Origin of the sequence: Methylobacter sp. Wu1 (genome assembly GCF_036553575.1) — a bacterium.
In the GTDB taxonomy this organism is placed as follows: domain Bacteria; phylum Pseudomonadota; class Gammaproteobacteria; order Methylococcales; family Methylomonadaceae; genus Methylobacter.
Genome location: NZ_JAZHOC010000063.1, coordinates 135,653 through 152,272 on the forward strand (window position 1 = coordinate 135,653; position 16,620 = coordinate 152,272).

Annotated in this window: 9 protein-coding genes; 6 read left to right on the forward strand and 3 right to left on the reverse strand. The window is 55.5% G+C overall.

Translation table 11 applies throughout. The annotated features are described in order from the left end of the window. Positions 1 to 103 precede the first annotated feature (103 nt). From V2P20_RS13750 to V2P20_RS13775, 6 genes are all read left to right on the forward strand, one after another. On the forward strand, positions 104 to 1,414 hold the full coding sequence (locus tag V2P20_RS13750) for a hypothetical protein (RefSeq protein ID WP_331819241.1): 1,311 nt from the start codon (positions 104 to 106) through the stop codon (positions 1,412 to 1,414). A gap of 65 nt (positions 1,415 to 1,479) precedes the next feature. Next, the gene (locus tag V2P20_RS13755; RefSeq protein WP_331819243.1) at positions 1,480 to 3,900 is read left to right on the forward strand and encodes a cadherin-like domain-containing protein; all 2,421 of its coding nucleotides are present in this window, start codon (positions 1,480 to 1,482) and stop codon (positions 3,898 to 3,900) included. A 630-nt stretch (positions 3,901 to 4,530) separates the two neighbouring features. Then, complete coding sequence (locus tag V2P20_RS13760; protein ID WP_331819245.1) at positions 4,531 to 6,825, forward strand: hypothetical protein; 2,295 nt, start codon at positions 4,531 to 4,533, stop codon at positions 6,823 to 6,825. Between the two features lie 159 nt (positions 6,826 to 6,984). Beyond that, positions 6,985 to 8,913, forward strand: a complete 1,929-nt coding sequence (locus tag V2P20_RS13765; protein ID WP_331819247.1) for a multicopper oxidase domain-containing protein — start codon at positions 6,985 to 6,987, stop codon at positions 8,911 to 8,913. Between the two features lie 23 nt (positions 8,914 to 8,936). Beyond that, a complete protein-coding gene (locus tag V2P20_RS13770) occupies positions 8,937 to 9,593 on the forward strand; it encodes an SCO family protein (protein ID WP_331819248.1) in 657 nt (218 codons plus the stop codon). Positions 9,594 to 10,048: 455 nt separating this feature from the next. Continuing rightward, positions 10,049 to 10,756, forward strand: coding sequence for a response regulator transcription factor (locus tag V2P20_RS13775; RefSeq protein WP_331819250.1), 708 nt, complete (start codon positions 10,049 to 10,051; stop codon positions 10,754 to 10,756). Here the strand turns inward: V2P20_RS13775 and V2P20_RS13780 are convergent. The 3 genes from V2P20_RS13780 to V2P20_RS13790 form a co-directional block, all read right to left on the reverse strand. Beyond that, complete coding sequence (locus tag V2P20_RS13780; protein WP_331819251.1) at positions 10,753 to 12,312, reverse strand: ABC transporter substrate-binding protein; 1,560 nt, start codon at positions 12,310 to 12,312, stop codon at positions 10,753 to 10,755. The two genes, V2P20_RS13775 and V2P20_RS13780, sit on opposite strands and share 4 nt — an antisense overlap. 335 nt (positions 12,313 to 12,647) lie before the next feature. After that, entirely contained in the window at positions 12,648 to 14,987 is a 2,340-nt protein-coding gene (locus V2P20_RS13785; protein ID WP_331819252.1) for a multicopper oxidase, read from the reverse strand. A 677-nt stretch (positions 14,988 to 15,664) separates the two neighbouring features. Continuing rightward, positions 15,665 to 16,429 (reverse strand): hypothetical protein, encoded by a 765-nt coding sequence (locus V2P20_RS13790; RefSeq protein WP_331819253.1) that lies wholly within the window; start codon positions 16,427 to 16,429, stop codon positions 15,665 to 15,667. Between the last annotated feature and the right edge of the window lie 191 nt (positions 16,430 to 16,620).

Below are 16,620 nucleotides of genomic sequence, written 5' to 3' on the forward strand. Positions count from 1 at the left end.
CGCCGCCTAACCACTTTAAACCTCTACGTCCTTATCTTTAGGTAAAGGAATTCGGGTGCCTTTTTCGTCATTCGCATCTTTCGAAAAGCTTGGAGAAAAAATTATGAAATCAAGGCGTACTATTTTTCTTCCTCTCGTACTGTTGCCGTTCAGTTTTTTTCAGACAGCGCAGGCGATAACCGGCGGCTGTCCGATTGAAGGGGCGACGCCCATGAATATCGGTCCTCTCAACAATTCCCCGGACAGCGGTTTTCCGCTCTATGTTCAGGACTCCACCGGACTGACTGTGGAAATATGCCTGCATCCGACGCTGTGCATCTCCGATCCGGTGATTCCAGGGAATGCATTTTCGGAATTGATCGGCTTTGGCGCCGAGGGCTTCTGGGCGGCAGCCGATGCGATTATTACCACGACCGCCGGCATTGATGCGCATTTGATATCCGGCGTCGAGGCCGCCTTCGTGGCCGAAACCCCGGCTGCCGGCCAGCAGTTTCCGTTTACGCGCCTGCGCATCCGCATCGATGTTCCGCAGGCCGGCATTTATACCGTGACGCATCCCTGGGGGCAGGAGGTATACACAATCGACACGCCGGGCGTGCGCGCCGTCAACGACAGCTTTGATATCGAGTTCGCCGCCAACTCCGTGCATCAGGGCCGCATCGCGCCGATTCTGCGCTGGGACGCCGGACTGCCGATCACCGACGCGCAGGGCGGGCAATATATCGGCGATCCGGCCATACCCCATGCTGTGACGGGCAGCCCTTGCGGCACCAATTTCTTCCGCATCGAGGCTGTTGATCTGGACGGCGTGACGCCGCTCGCTATCGACCCGGGCGACAGCGACGGCATAGGCGGCACCAGCAGCGTGCAGACCAACTTATTTAACGTTTCCGGCAAGCTTTTCAGCGGCAACGCGCCGGCGCCGTTAGTGGTCGACCGCACCAGCTATACCCGCGAGATCGGCGATGAAGGGCAAGTGAACGCGTTTGTCACCTCGGCGCCATTAGCCGAAGTCACGGTGAGAGGGGAGCCCAATCTGCCCCCGGATGACGTACCGCTGGATGGCAACGGACAAGGCCTGTTTTTCAAGAGCATTCCAGTGGACGCCAGCGTGTTGCCGGATTCAGTGGAAGTCAGCGCCAAGAACAGCGGCAATGCCAACGCCTCGCATATCAACCTGCTCACCGATGCCGTGAATATTACCAAGGCCGAATATAACGTGACATCACAGACCCTGACCATCCAGGCGAACTCCAGCGACAAGGCAACGAGTCCTGTCCTCACGGTCTTCGGGTTCGGCGACCTGACCAACGGCAGCGGCACATTCAGCAATGTGACAGCGCCGCCTGCGAAAGTCACCGTGACCTCGGCAAAAGGGGGAACAGACAGCGAAGACATAACCATCGTCCGGTGAAGGTGCGGCAATAACCGAGTTATGCCGACACTTGCAACGACTGATAAAAAACACGGAGAAACCTCATGAATTCAAGGCTTAATACGAGTATTGTCGCCGCCTTCGCGCTGTTTGCCTGCGCTCAGAGCGCCCACGCAATTCCCGGCGGCTGTCCGATCGAAGGGGCGACGCCCATGAACATCGGCCCCATTAACCCGCAAAACGGTTTTCCTTTATCGGTTCAGGATTCCAGCGGGCTGACCGTGGAAATGTGCCTGGACCCGAACCTATGCATCTCCGATCCGGTGATTCCAGGCAATGTCTTCTCTGAGCAGATCGGTTTCGGCGCCGAGGGCTTCTGGGCGTCAGCCGATGCCAGATTGACTACGTCCGCCGGCATTGATGCGCGCCTGATCACCGGCGTCGAGGCCGCTTTTTTGACCGAAACCCCCAGGGACGGCGACCAGTTTCCGTTTACGCGCCTGCGAATCCGCATCGATATTCCGCAGGCCGGCATCTACACGGTAACCCATCCCTGGGGCCGCGAAGTCTATACGATCGAAACGCCGGCCAGACGGGCCGTCAACGAGAGCTTCGATTTCTCGTTTGCCGCCAATTCCGTGCATCAGGGCCGCATCGGGCCGATTCTGCAATGGGATTCCGGACTGCCGATCACCGACGCGCAGGGCGGGCAATACATCGGCGATCCGGCCATACCCCATACTGTGACGGGGAGCCCTTGCGACACCAATTTCTTCCGCATCGAAGCCGTGGCGCTGAACGGTGTGACGCCGCTCGCTATCGACCCGGGCGATAGCGACAATGATGGCAGCACCAGCAGCGTGCAGACCAATTTATTTAACGTTTCCGGCAAGGTTTTCACGCAAGTTGAACCGGCCGCGCTGGTGACCACCCGAACCACCTACGCCCGTCAGGCCAACAGCGCCGGTCAGGTGGATATCTTTGCCACCTCGGATGCAGCGGCCAATGTAACCGTCAGCGGCGGCGCGAATCTGCCGGCCGGAGAAAATCCGCTGACCGGCGATGGCAACGGCCTGTTTTATTCCAGTCTGCTGCTGGAAGATGCCGCCATATTGCCCCGAGTGGTCAGTGTGACGGCCAACAGCTCAGGCAAGACACCTACCCGGTTGCTGAGCCTGTTGACCGACAAGGTCGACATTACGCGTGCGGAATATAATCTGCAATTGAAAACCATGACCATAGAAGCCGTTTCCAGCGATCTGCTCAATCCGCCGACACTCACGGCATTCGGATTCGGCAATCTGAGCAATGGCAGCCTGACGGTTCCCGATATAACGGCTGCGCCTTCCAAAGTCAGGGTGATCTCGACGGCCGGCGGATCGGACATCGAGAATGTCACCATTGTGGGAGCGGCACAGCCGGTAGCCGTCAACGATGCTTACAGCACATCGCAGAATACCCTGCTCGAGATTCCCGCGCCCGGTGTGCTGGGGAATGATAGTAATCCTGATGGGACAGCGCTGACCGCTGTTTTGGCTGCCAATGTCAGTAACGGCACGCTTGCCCTGAATCCGGACGGCTCATTCGCCTATACGCCCAATACCGGCTTTATCGGACAGGACAGCTTTACTTATACAGCGCAGGACGGTAACGGCAACTCGTCTGGCCCGGCAACCGTGACGATCGATGTCATCGGCTCGAATGCCGCTCCGGTGGCCGTGGACGATGAGGCGGCAACGGCCGAGGATACGCCGGCGAATATTGCGGTGCTCGCCAACGACAGCGATGCGGACGGCAACGCGCTGACTCTGACATCAGTCAATCCGCCTGTGAATGGGACAGCGGCCATCAATCCGGATAATACGGTCAGCTATACGCCCAATGCCAACTTCAATGGCACAGACGCTTTCACTTATAGCATTTCCGACGGCAACCTCACGGCCACTGCCACGATCACAGTTACCGTGACAGCGGTCAACGATAACCCGGTCGCGGTCAATGACGCGGCGACGACCACTGCCGGCACCCCGGTCACTGTTTCTGTGCTGGGCAATGACAGCGATATAGACGGCGACAATCTGACCGTAGCGGCCATCGCATCATCCCCTGCCAATGGTACGGTAAACTTTAACGCCAACAGTGTCACTTATACGCCAAATGCCGGCTTTACCGGCACCGACGCGTTCCAGTACACCGTTTCCGACGGCAGCCTGACAGCCACGGCCACCGTGACGATCACGGTCAATCCCGTCGCCGTAACCGATCAGGTGACAGTGATCACAGCCGATTTCAGGACGAGGGCCGTCCGCTGGTCGATCAGAGGCACTTCGGGGGCCAATACCACCGTCACCATCCATGTCGGTTCATCCGAGACGGGAACCGTTATCGGCACTGCGGCGGCGGACCAGCGCGGCAGATGGAAATTCGACAGCCGCGGCAACGCCCCGTTAGGAAACAATACGACTATCACTGTCGTTTCGTCAGGCGGCGGCAAAATAACCGTCCCTGTCACCGTAAGGAGATAGTAAAGCCGCTTTAGAGCGACGGTAGGAAAATAAGCCGCCGTGCCGGATGGTCGAATCTGACAATCCGGCACGGCGGTTTTTTTATCCCTGCTGTCACGCATGGGCGTCTCATCCCGTCTGATGCAAAGCCTGCCGCTGCCGGGAGCGAGGCTGTGAAAACTTGCGGGATTGAAGAGGGTTCGGCTTTTTTCGTCATCTCCCTTTATTGCCGCGCGAGGTTGTCGATGGCTTGGTATCGATGCGTTTGTCCGGTGCTTCGCCATGATTGAGGCATTTGTCATTCCTTATGGAAAATTCAATCATTTCAATTTGTTGAGTATCCTGCCTGCGAGCGCTTTCCCTCGAATTAAAAGTTAAATCCCGCTTTTTATAATCAGGTATTTGCCTGACTCAATTTCAGGTGTTCACCCGAGTTTGTTTGATTTGCTTTTGTTATACGCTGTGATCGAGAGCAGCTCAGTCTGGCTGCCATTGCGGCCCTTGACGAGCCTGCCTGATGCCCATGCCGGACATTAACTAGGCGGCTTCAGTTGAGGAATGGATGAGGATTATCGATACAAGAAATAATTTTCATACAGCAGTTCATGGATTACCGCCTAATGAAAGTAAATCCTACAATGAGGTTTAAACATGAAAATGAGACACACAGCTATTGCAGTCGCGCTCGCTGCGGCGGGCTTCTCCGCACAGGCCGACCTGGCCAGGGTCGGGCCTAGTAACGTGCCATCGCCGCCGGGATATGGCTTTCCCCTTTGGTATCAGGATCTGAACGGCACAGTTCTGGATTTGTGTTTGCCGGACGCCAATGACCCCGGCGCTGCGCAGCAGAATGCCTGTTTACTGGTCGGGCCCGGCTTGCCCGATCCGCCTTACAGCTTCCCGAACAACTTCCCCGATGAAGCGTTTTACTTCAATGCCACATCCGTGATGGACATGCCGGCAGGCAAGCGCGCCACGCTGGTTACGGCGCTGGAAGCGGCATTTTCTGTAGGCCCCGTAGTCGTAGGCGATCAAATAACATTTACACGTATCCGCGTATTTGCCGGCGTTCCCGAACCTGGCACTTATACCGTGACGCACCCTTACGGCGTTGAAACCTTTCCGGTTGATTCCGTTTCCGCCGGCAATCGCGACATCGTCTTCAGCGAAGACGTCGGCGTGGCGCGCGGCATATTTGATGGCGCGCTCAAAAGCCGTGTCGGGCCTTTCCTGCAGCGAGCCGACAGCCTGGGCGCCCCGCTCGGACCGGTCACGGTTAACGGCGCTCAATTCCTGTCGGATGGGGCTGCCACGGAATTTGTCACCGGCAGTCCTTTCGGCACCAATTATTTCGAGATCTGCGGCGTCCGTGCAGACGGCACGTCCATCATATTGGGCGACCAGGGCGCTAACGGTACGTGTATTCGTTCCGACCAGTTCAGCCTGATGGGCCGCCTGCACGATTTTGTGGCAAATCCGATTCCCAGCCCGCTGGAAATCTACAACAGCTTTTATAAGCGCGATGCGGACGGTACGCAGGTCGATGTCTACGCCCGCAATATCAAGGCATTGCCCAGCCAGCCCAATCCCTCGCTGACAGCGGCGGCGGCAAATATAAAGCCTGTCAAGATGATTCAATTCGCCCCGGCTGGCCTCGGCCAATTCTATACTCAGGGCCTGGTGGATCCCAGCGGCGCCTTGCCTGGTCCCGTATCGGTCATCAACAGTGCCGACACGCCACCCAGCAAGGTCACAAAGGATGCCGTCGACATCGTGACAGCGGCTTCGGCAAATTACGATTACAACACGGATACGCTGACCGTAACGGCAACCAGCAGCGATAAAGGCTTCGGAACCGATTTGCCGCCAAAACTAAGCCTCGACGAGAATAAATACCCTGGCCATACGGCAGTGGCCGCCAACAACGCCAACGATCCCGCCGAAATGATACTGACGGCTACGGGAATAGGCACGCCGCCGGATACTGTCACCGTTCTGTCGTCTGCCAACGGCAGCGGGACATTCCCCGTAACGCGCAATCAGGCGACAGGCGCCAATATACCCGGGCCTGGCGTGCCGCTGGCGCTGGATGACAGTGCAACGGCGGAAGCGAATGGCGCGGCAGTCGAAATTCAGGTTGCCGAGAATGACATCGTCAATACGGCAGCGCCCATCACGTCCTTGCAACTGGTCGGGCCTGCGATACCGGCCGGTTCTGGAACTGCGTCCGTTAATGGCGCGAAAATCATCTACACGCCGGGTTCCGTCAATGGCATCGTGACTTTCCAATATACGGCATCGAACAGCGTCGGCCAGTCCAATGCGGCGACGGTGACGGTCACGGTTATTCCGTCCGCAGCAGGTCCTGCGCCGATCGTTAATCCCGATGGCCCAGTCAATGTGGCTGTCAGCCAGCCGGTAGTGATCGACGTGCTGGCCAACGATTCGGGCAATGGCGGCACGCTGAATCCGGCCTCGGTAACGTTATCCAACGTCACCGGCGGCACGGCGGCTGCCGATGCCACCGGCAAGGTGACTTTCACGGCCGGCGCCGCGACAGGCAACTTCGGCTTCGATTACACGGTAGCCAACGACAACGGCCAGATTTCGCCGACAGCGCATGTCGCGGTGACGGTCGTCAATCCTGAGAATATCCAGATAACCACATCACAGTGCAAGGTCATCAGCACCACGGCGGGCGAATGGCGCGTGGCCGGCACCAGCTCGGTGCAGACCAATAACAGCATCCAGTTGTATCTGACGGCATCTGTGCCGGCCGATCTGAGCGCCAACAAACTGGGGGCGGCCGCCCCTGTTGTTGCCGGCGTGCCTAACGGTACCTGGGAAGTCCGGTTAAGACCGGGACCAGCCTGCAGGACGCCGATTAGCCTGATTTCCTCGGCGACAAGCGCCAAGCGGGAAAACATCGCTGTTGCGCCCAAATAAGCGCAGGGAATCGGAAACCGGCCCCTGGCGGGGCCGGTTTTTAAGACTGAACGGCAAAACAGCATCTGGACTTACTGTTGAGTGTTGGGCAAAAAGAAAAGCACTGAAACACAATTTCTTTGCGCGGTTTTTCAAAAATAAAGATGGGGAAGGCGTGTCATGTTTAAGAAAACAGTCAAAGTAACGAATTACAGCCAGCGCGAAAAGGCCATAGCCCGGTATATGCAGGAGGTTAACGATATTCAGAAAGCCGGCATCAGCCGGCGGGAATTGTTCAAGATGGGATTGACGGCCGGCGTGGGCGGCCTGACAGCGATCGGAGGTCGCCATTTTCTGCCTAATCTGGCTATGGCGGCGGATAATGGATTGATCAGTCCCCCCTGTAGGAAGCCCTGGACGGAGCCGCTGCCGATCCCGAAAGCCTGCCAATCGGTCGGCTCTTTTACCGGCCCTTCGCCGGAAGAAGGCAAATGCGGCGAAAAGCACACGCTTTGGAATCCGGGAAAAAATGATTTCGACGATTTCGAGGAAGCGCGCGACGAGGCGCACCAGCGCTGGAACGAGTTGGGCGGCCTGGACGCCTGCACGAAATATGAACTGATGGTCAGGGAAATCGACTGGAATTTTTATTCGGCGCAAGAATACCCGGCATTCAATTCCAAAGTCTGGACTTATATCGACCTGAATTCGGACGCGGTCGGCGTGCTGCGCATCAATGCCCATTACGGCGAGCCTATACTCATGCGCATGTACAACGGCTTGCCCAAGGATGACAAGGAAAACCAGGGATTCGGCATCAATCAGTGCTCGCCGCATCTGCATAACGCCCACAATCCCCCTGAATCCGACGGCGGGCCGACCCGGTTCTTCGATTCCGGCGAATGGTGGGATTACTGGTATCCAAACATTCGGGCGGGCTTCGCCAGCACGCACAAGAACGGCACCTGGTACAATGACGCCTGGTGTCCGGGCGACTGGCGGGAAACGCAAAGCACGCTGTGGTTTCACGACCACCGCTTCGACTTTACAGCCGCCAACGTCTATAAAGGCATGGCCTCGTTCTACACGCTGTTCAGCAATGACATCAACCTCGATACCGGCGATGAAACGACCGGCCTGAGGCTGCCCAGCGGCGAATACGATGTCCCTCTGCTGTTTACCGACAAGGTCTTCGACCAGACCGGACAGATGTTCTTCGATACCTTCAATCTGGAAGGCATCGTCGGCGACATGCAGACGGTCAACTTCAAGATCAAGCCCTATATGTATGTCAAACGCTGCAAATACCGTTTCCGTTGCCTGGATGCCGGGCCGTCGCGGTTCATCGAACTGTTTCTGAGCAATGGCGCCAAGTTCACGCGCATCGCCAATGACGGCAATCTGCTGCCCAAGGCGCAAGTCGTCTCCAGCGTACGGCTGGGCGTAGCCGAAAGGGGGGACGTGATCGTCGATTTCAGCCAATATGCGCCCGGTACCGTGATTTATCTGGAAAACCGGCTGGAACAGCTCAACGGCAAGGGCACTTCCGGCAAGCTTCTGCCTTCCGGCAGCAAGACGCAGCTCCTTAAGTTCATCGTGTCCGGCGATCCGGTCATCGATGAAAGCGCGCCGTTGAGTACGCTCCAGTCTCAGGTCATGGTGCCGCTGCCGGCCAGAACCAATCCCATCAAGGTCAACCGGACCTTCAAATTCGATTCAAGCAATGGCGCCTGGACAGTCAACAGCAGGTTATTCGATCCCTCCAGAATCAGCGCCTATCCGGCAGAGGGTTCGGCGGAGCGATGGACGCTGAATTCGAGCGGCGGCTGGTCTCATCCGGTGCATACGCATCATGAGGAATTTCAACTGCTCAGCCGCAACGGCAAGGCCGAGAACCTGGCGATCGATGACAAGTCCCGCAAGGACGTAGTAAGAATCGGCGATGGCGCCGTGGGCTCGTCGGGGTCGGGCGAGGTCAGCTACTACATACAATTCCGCGACTGGTACGGCGACTATCCCTTGCACTGCCACAACGTCGTGCATGAAGACCATGCCATGATGATTCGTTTCCGCATCGTGCCGCCCGATGATTCCAAGGCCGGCAAGTAACGCGACTGAGCGAGGATAAAACCATGAACAAAAGAGATTTTATCAAAAAGCTGACCGGTGCTTCTCTCGGCATAGCCGCATTGAACACCTTGCCTTCCGCCGCTATCGCCCAAGGCGATTTTCACCCGGCCAGAATGGACCGGGCCGAGCGCCGCAAAAAATCCTTTCCGAATGTGCCGCTGATTACGCATGAGGGCGAGGCCGTGCGGTTCTACGACGACCTGATCAAGGACAAAACCGTACTCATCAATTTCATGTACGCGCGTTGCGACGATATCTGTCCGGGCATGACCGCGAATCTGAGAAAGGTGCAGAGAGAATTCGGCGATAGGGTAGGGCGCGATATCTTCATGTATTCGATCACGCTGGAGCCGGAACATGACACGCCGTCAGCGCTGAAAGCCTATGCCGAGCTCTTCAGGGTCGGGCCGGGATGGAAGTTCCTGACAGGCAAAAAAAATGACATCGAACTGCTGCGCAGACAACTGGGTTTTGCTTTCTCGGACCCGATACTGGACCAGGACAAAACCCAGCACATAGGCGTCGTCAAATACGGCATCGAGCCGCTGGAGCGCTGGGGAACATGCCCGGCCCTGGGTAATCCCAAATACATCGCCGAATATCTTTATTGGATGGAGCCTGACGGACGGCGGCCGAAACAGTCGGAAATGCTGGGTTAAGCCCGCATTTGGCAGGGACAATGGCGCCACGGACGGCACGCCTCATTCATGGCATAAATCAATGACAGCTCAAAAATACCTTAAAATTTTCCGCGGACCATTAAGTTAATATCAATAATTTCATATATTTATTTAATTTTTAATTAAATATCCATTAGAAAAAATCTATATTTAGGTAGTAGTGCTTATTTATCCCGTCTGGCACAAGCGCTAGCATAATGACGCAATGTGTCAAGTTAGAAAAGAATAAAAAAACAAACATTTTTTAAATTTGTGAAACGTGTCACGTTTTTTATCCGCTGATACACCAGGTTGCGGGGGGCCATGTTGATCATGTGTCTGCCTGATGAGACATATTTTATTCGAGCATCAATAGAATTTATTGGTTGTAAATTTTTAAAAGTATCTTCTCTTCAATGCTTTTAAAAAGTCCCGTCAGAAGTGGAGAATTATAAATGTATAAGATTGCAATAGTTGAGGATCAAACGATTATAAGAGCAGGTCTGTATGCGGTACTGACTCAGGAACCGCAGTTTAATGTTGTTTCTCAATCCGGGGATCCCATTGAATTGTTTCGGCAAACCTGGCTCGTCCCGCCTGATCTGGTGCTGCTGGACCTGATCATGCCCAAGATGAACGGCGTGGAAGCCATAGAAGAAGTCAAGAAGCGCTGGCATGGCACAAAAGTACTGGTCTACACGTTCAAGGATGCGGGCGCGAGCATTTCCGACGCATTCCAGGCAGGCGCTGATGGCTATCTGCTGAAGAACGCCTCGACGGAAGAATTGGTTTCCGCCGTAAAAAACGTATTGGCGGGTCATTACTATATTTCGGATGCGATTTTACCGACGATCATGAACCGGTATCTTCGGGCGGAAAGAATGCTGTCGGTCAACCATTTGCAAAACCTCCTGACCACACGGGAGCGTGAATTGCTTAAATTGATAACCGAGGGTTATAAAAATAAAGAAATGGCGGACAGCCTTTGCATCAGTTTAAAAACAGTGGAGACGCACCGGACTAATCTGATGAAAAAACTCAATGTGCATAACGTAGCGGAATTGATATCAGTGGCAGGAGAGGCAGGCATTACCCGCTCTGACAACCGGCCTTTTAATCCTGTTAATCCTGATTTGTTTCGCCAAGTCCAATTGGCGGACTAACGCTCATTTTGGGATGCTGAAACATGGGATGCTGAAACAATAGTAACCACCGCTGAACCTATGTGTCGGTTAGACCCGTAAGAAAGAGGGGGTATCACCCCCGCATCGAACTGATAAATGGTTTCCAGCGTATTGATCAGTTTTTTCCTGCTTAAGTCCCTGCCCGTTCTCTGCAGGCCTTCCATCAACAGCTTGGCTGCACTGTAAGATACGGCTTGCGCGGTTAAATGATGCATTGAAAGATTATTGCGTTTGATCAACCGGAAAAACTCATCCGCGCTCGCTTGAGCGGGCGGCGCGAGAGACAGGGATATGAAAATCCGGCTGCCGGGCGCTCCATTAAACATGCCAGGGCTTGTCAGTGAGCTGGAGACAAACAGGTACGGTTTCAGCTTCAATTGCTCGATGCTCTTCAATAACATGCGCAATTCATCATCGGCGCCAAAAAAGAAAATCACGCCCGGCGCCCGCCTTTTAAGTTCAGCAGCAAACATCTGGGATTGACGCTGCGGATAAATGAATTTGCCGGCCGGACCCAAGCCGCGGGCCCGGCTTTGCTTGTCGATAGCTTCGAGCGCGCCTTGGACCATGGCGTTTTCAGGGCCGATGACCATCGGCGCGGCATTCTTCAGGCGCAATGTATCAGCCGCGTAATCCACCATGGCGCGGGCCTCGTTTTTAAGGCCCGGCAGCAGATAGAAAGCGGACCGGCTGCGGGCCGGATTCTCTTCAGGAAACAGAGTGTAAGGGCCGATCTGCGGAACGCTGCGGCTCTCGCTCAGCAATAAAATGTCCTGCTCCAGGTTACCGGCGAACGGCGCTATCAAAGCAAATACCGGTTCGGCTTCGAGCAGACGGCGCGCATTCTCTATGGTCGAATCGGCGCTGCCGGTGAACTCGGCGACTTCCAGACGAATCTCGCGATTGTAAATGCCGCCTCGCGCATTAACTTCGTCAAAATAAGCCGACAGCATGTCTTTCATGGCCTGGCCCATGCCCGCCAAGGGGCCGCGCATCGGCAGCACTGTGCCCAGCCGGATGACAGACTCGCTCAGTCCCGGATCGGCATCGGTCGAGAGGCGTTTCAGGTACGCGATCAGGTCGGCGCTGTCGTTGGCGGACAACACGTATCTCGGCATGGCGGAATCCAGCCGGTTGCCGGCCGGATCGAGGCCGCCGGCAATGGCCGCGGCGATAGTGCCGGCCGTGAAAGCGGCATGTTTTCTGCCATTGTCATGGTTGTGTCCATAGGCCAGGGTCAGGTGCTCAAAGGTGATGTCGGTTGGAACGATGCCGCCTTCCGGCCGCCCATGCCCGTCCTCGCCATGGCAGCCGGCACAGGGCACATCCGTCCCCGACAGTTCCGCCGATTCGGACCCTACCAGCGCTTTGACCGGCTTGCCGGAAGGGCCGACACCGGTCAGGTAAAGCTGCTTACCCCGCGTTTCCGAAGCCGTCAGCGGCGCGGCCGATAGGGCAGGGCTGAACAACACGGCCGATAACAGCATAAAGCCGGCCGCGTTCAATCCGTTTATTGTTTTATCAGGGTTTTTCATGGCGGGCAGTCGGCAGGTCATAGATTCTGAAGGTAGCGCTTACGCAAGCTTGTGGGGGCGGCTGTAGCCGCCTTTTATATTGAAACGGGCGGCTAAAGTCAGTCGCCCCCACATTTTTAAAATAGCTTTTTTCATTTTTAGATCACCTAATCCTGTTTTCTACCGTTTATGAGAGTCTTTCTATCATTGCCGTTATCGAAGGAGCGAAATACTGCCGGCTTTACTGTGGGCGTGAGAAAGAGTGCAGCCCATCCGGGGCGGCACTCCGATACGCTTCAGGTAATATCCGACACGTAATTTGTTCCACAAATTGCTACACTTATCCCTGCCCTGGCCTAGTTGTCCGCCAGCGGAACCGGGCAGTCGGCCTGATTGCCCACGCAGAGGGGGCGCATCATGTCGTGGTCTTCATGAGACAGAATATGGCAATGCCAGACATACAGGCCGGGGCGGTCGAATCGGGCTTTTACGCGCGTCACTTCGCCGGGATAGGCGATCACTGTGTCTTTGGAACCGAATTCCCAGGCTTCCGGTCCCCTGGCAGCGCCTCCTATTGGTGTTGCCGGGAGCAAAGGCATACCGTTCAGGTCGGTTTGCAGCGGCTCACGGCTTTCAATCTGGAACTCTACCAGGTGCATATGGACAGGGTGGGCGTCTGCGGTGAAGTTGTAGACTTCCCATATCTCCGTGGTGCCGTTGCCGGGATTTTCGGTAACCGGGTCCATCCAGGGGAAGGGCGCAGGAGCGCCATAGCTATCCAGCGTGCCAAGCATGGAAATGGTCGGGCCGAACGGAATACCGGCAGGGTCCTCGATAATATTCACCAGGTTGCCATTGGCATCGGTGTTGTAATTGGCAAACACGGTTCCGGATTCCATTTCGTTGAGGGAAACCTTGCGTATCGTTGAAGGGTTGCCTAAATTTTCAGCCGGCAACAGCTCCGTTATCTGTTGCGGAGGAACCGAGTTGTCTTTCGAAGTTGCCTTCACGACGTTAAACTTCATGACCTGGCCTGTGGTGTCCGGATCGGAGAAGGCGTAATCCACCCCGCCTTGGCCGCCGCCATAAGGCTCATCAGGGCCTTCATTGATCAGGTAAAGCTGAGTACCGTTAGCCACGTTGGTGAAATCCACGATCACATCGGCTCTCTCGGCGGGCCCGATCAGCAGCGAACCTGATTGTGCCGGCTGGGTCTGAAATCCGCCATCGCCTCCAACCACCCAAAACGGCACGGCCTCTGTTGCTGGCCGGGCTGTCGGGTCGCCGGCAATTTTCAGAATCATGAAGCGCGAGTCTGATGCATTCAGAATGCGAAAACGATAACGGCGCTGCTCGACGTTAAGTTTCGGCCAGCTGTGGCCATTGACCAGCATTACGTTAGAAAAATATTCCGGATTCCAGATGGGCGAGACATCGCTGTCGCCGCCCGTTGCGGTTTTGCCCGGAATGAAGGGTACCTGAAGATCGTTCTTGGCCAGTCCTTCGAAGAACGCCCGATCGCCCGGATAAAAAAGGCTGCCGTCACTGTTGAAAGCGCGGTCCTGGATGATCAGGGGAATTTCGTAGGCGCCTTTCGGCAATGACGCGCTAGGGAGGTCCGATGCGCCGCCGCGTAAAAAGTAATTTCCTGCCAAACCGGCATAGACGTTGTTTCTGGTCATGCCTAAGGCATGGTCATGGAACCACATATGGGTGGCGCGTTGATCATTGGTATATTGATAAGTTGCGGCTCCGGCCTCATCGGCGGCCCCGTCTATTTGTGTCCAATGGGAGCCTCGTGGCGCATAACCGGTCGGAATATTCGATGCCGCAGGCAGCGTCCACGATTCGGGATAGCCGTCGCTTCCCGAAACGACATGCGCGCCGTGTAAATGTGTAACCAAAGGCACTGGTCCGGTATACGGATTCGGATTTGTGCCCATGCTGTCCTGTCCTCCCGGGCCTCCGGCAGGATTGGCCCAGTGCACGGTTTGATCGACCGGCAGAAGGTGGGGAAGGAAATTTCCTTTTTTATCCTTGAGGTCGTTGATCCATTTTACCTGTACCGGCCGGTTGACTTTCGCTTCGATGGCATAGGAAGGAGAATGGAAGGTTTTCGAATCACAGGTGGCACCATATGCCCATAGTTTCGTTTTAGGCAGCGGAGCCGGAAGAACCTGTTGTGAAATCTGGCGCGTAGCGATTTCGTAATAATCGGTTTTAGAATTACTTTTATACGGCACTTTAGGCATTGCGGGTGGAACATACAAAGGACTGGCGTATTTGGGTATTGTCGCCGGATCCAAGGTGCCGCCTGGCAGTGCTGCCCAGGCGGCGCTTCCCATCCATGGCAGCATAAGCATCAGGCCGACTCCGGCCAGAGTCCGCCGCTTAAGCGGGCATATGGCTTTTTGCCTGACTTTTCCCCGGTACTTTATGGTTTTGCCGGGCAGCTTTTTCGGGTCATGCGATTGAGTTGCTAGCGAGGGAAAAAGATCATTATCAGGACTTACGCAAGCCTGTGGGGCGACTTCGCCTAGAGCGCCTACTGTTGGCAGTCGCCCTTTATCTGAATGGGCGACTGAAGTCGCCCCCACAGGTTTTAGAGCCGCTTGTCTCAGCAGTTGAACAGGCAGACTGCGTAAGTCCTGATTGTGGATCACATTATTATTGTCGTTATGCACTCTCTGAGACATATATAAACCCTCAATAATGCTAAGTTATAAAATTTATGTTTTAAAAACAAACATAATTATTTGATAAATAATTAAATTTTTTTAAAACATTCTTGTTCAATATCCGTGAGCCTCGCTCGGATCACCCGTGTGCACGACCTGAGCATGATTTCTCTTGCATTCATCCCTGTTCCTTTAACAGCGCATTTTTCATCTCGACGGCAGGCATTTGTCTAACCTGCAAGACGGGACTATCCTGCTTTCTATTGCGTGGCTCGGCGCATCCTCCGCCATCCGCAGGCAAACCGGAATAGCGCCTGATCCTGGTAGCGCCAATGGATCACGGCATTGGCCGATTCCCACTTGGCGATACCTTAAAAAATCATTAAGGCAGATAGACTTTATCTGTAGAGCTAGAGAGTGCATATCAGGTGAAACCCTGATTTTTAACTCAGGAAGTACCTGATTTGGCGCGTTACAATTTGTGAAAATTAAGTAGTCGGGTAGTGATGTTTACGCCATTTGAAATGACGTTGCGCGGAGAGGTTAGGCCACTCGTAAACTTAATATCCCAGGAGTTTTCACGGCGGGCATCAAGCAATTTATCGGTTAAAGCCCTTGTTTTGTCTGCAGTCCTGCAGAAATGGAAAAGGGTGCAGCCGACCATCGGCCGCACCCTTGATGCGTGTTACGAGATGCTATTGCACTCGTAATTTGCCCCATAATCCGCCGTCAAACTGGAACGATGCCTGATCCCGGTAGAGGTAATCGCCGGGCGTCGCAAAGACACCGCCGGCGCCATTGGCCAACAGGAAGTTGAAATGGCTGCCCGGCCCGATGCCGGCCTGGGAGCCGTGCCATTCCGAGAAGCTGTTGGTGCCGATCACCGTCGAGCCGTCGGTGAACGGTTCTTCCTGCCAGATGTGCCCATGCTGCTGGAAGACATGGTTGCGGGCATGACCGCCGGCCTGCAGCACGCGCAGCCGGACCGGCTCGCCGGCCTTGGCCAGGAAAGTCGGTGTTTCCGCTGCGCCCACCAGCACATTGGTGAAGTCAAAGGTGCGCGTTACTTCCAGCGGGGTATCCGCCGCAAAGCCCATGCGTGTCCATAGCGGTTCGGTTTTGTAGTTGAAGGCTCTCTGGCCGGTGTCTTCGGGATCTTCCGATTCGGCAAGATTGGGCACGGGCAGGCCGTTTTGCTGCAGGTTCAGGTCATCCTGGAACAGCAGCACGTGTTCCCGGAAGAACTTGCCGTTGGCCAGCGTGACCGTGGCCGAGGCGCGCATGTTGGCGTCTTCCTGCCACTTCGCCCCCTGCGGTTCGATGATCAACGCCCCGATGGCGCCCTTGCTGGCTTGCTTGATGCGATCCGACGGCATCAGGTTGACGGCGCCGTATTCCACCGGTTCGGCATAAAGCTTCTTCAGTTTCGAATTGGCGTCAGGGTAGGGCCTGCTCGTCATTCGACCGGCGTACCATCTATAGTTGACCGTTTTGCCGGGGGCGGCGGTGACCAGATTGCCCCCCGTCAGGACCCAGTTCTGGCCTATGCTCAGGCCGGCACTGCGCAGGGCGTCAAATTCCACCAGCTGCGGCGTCAGGCCGACATGGCTGGACGGCCGGATGTCGTTGTTGTTGAAGCCTTCGACGATCA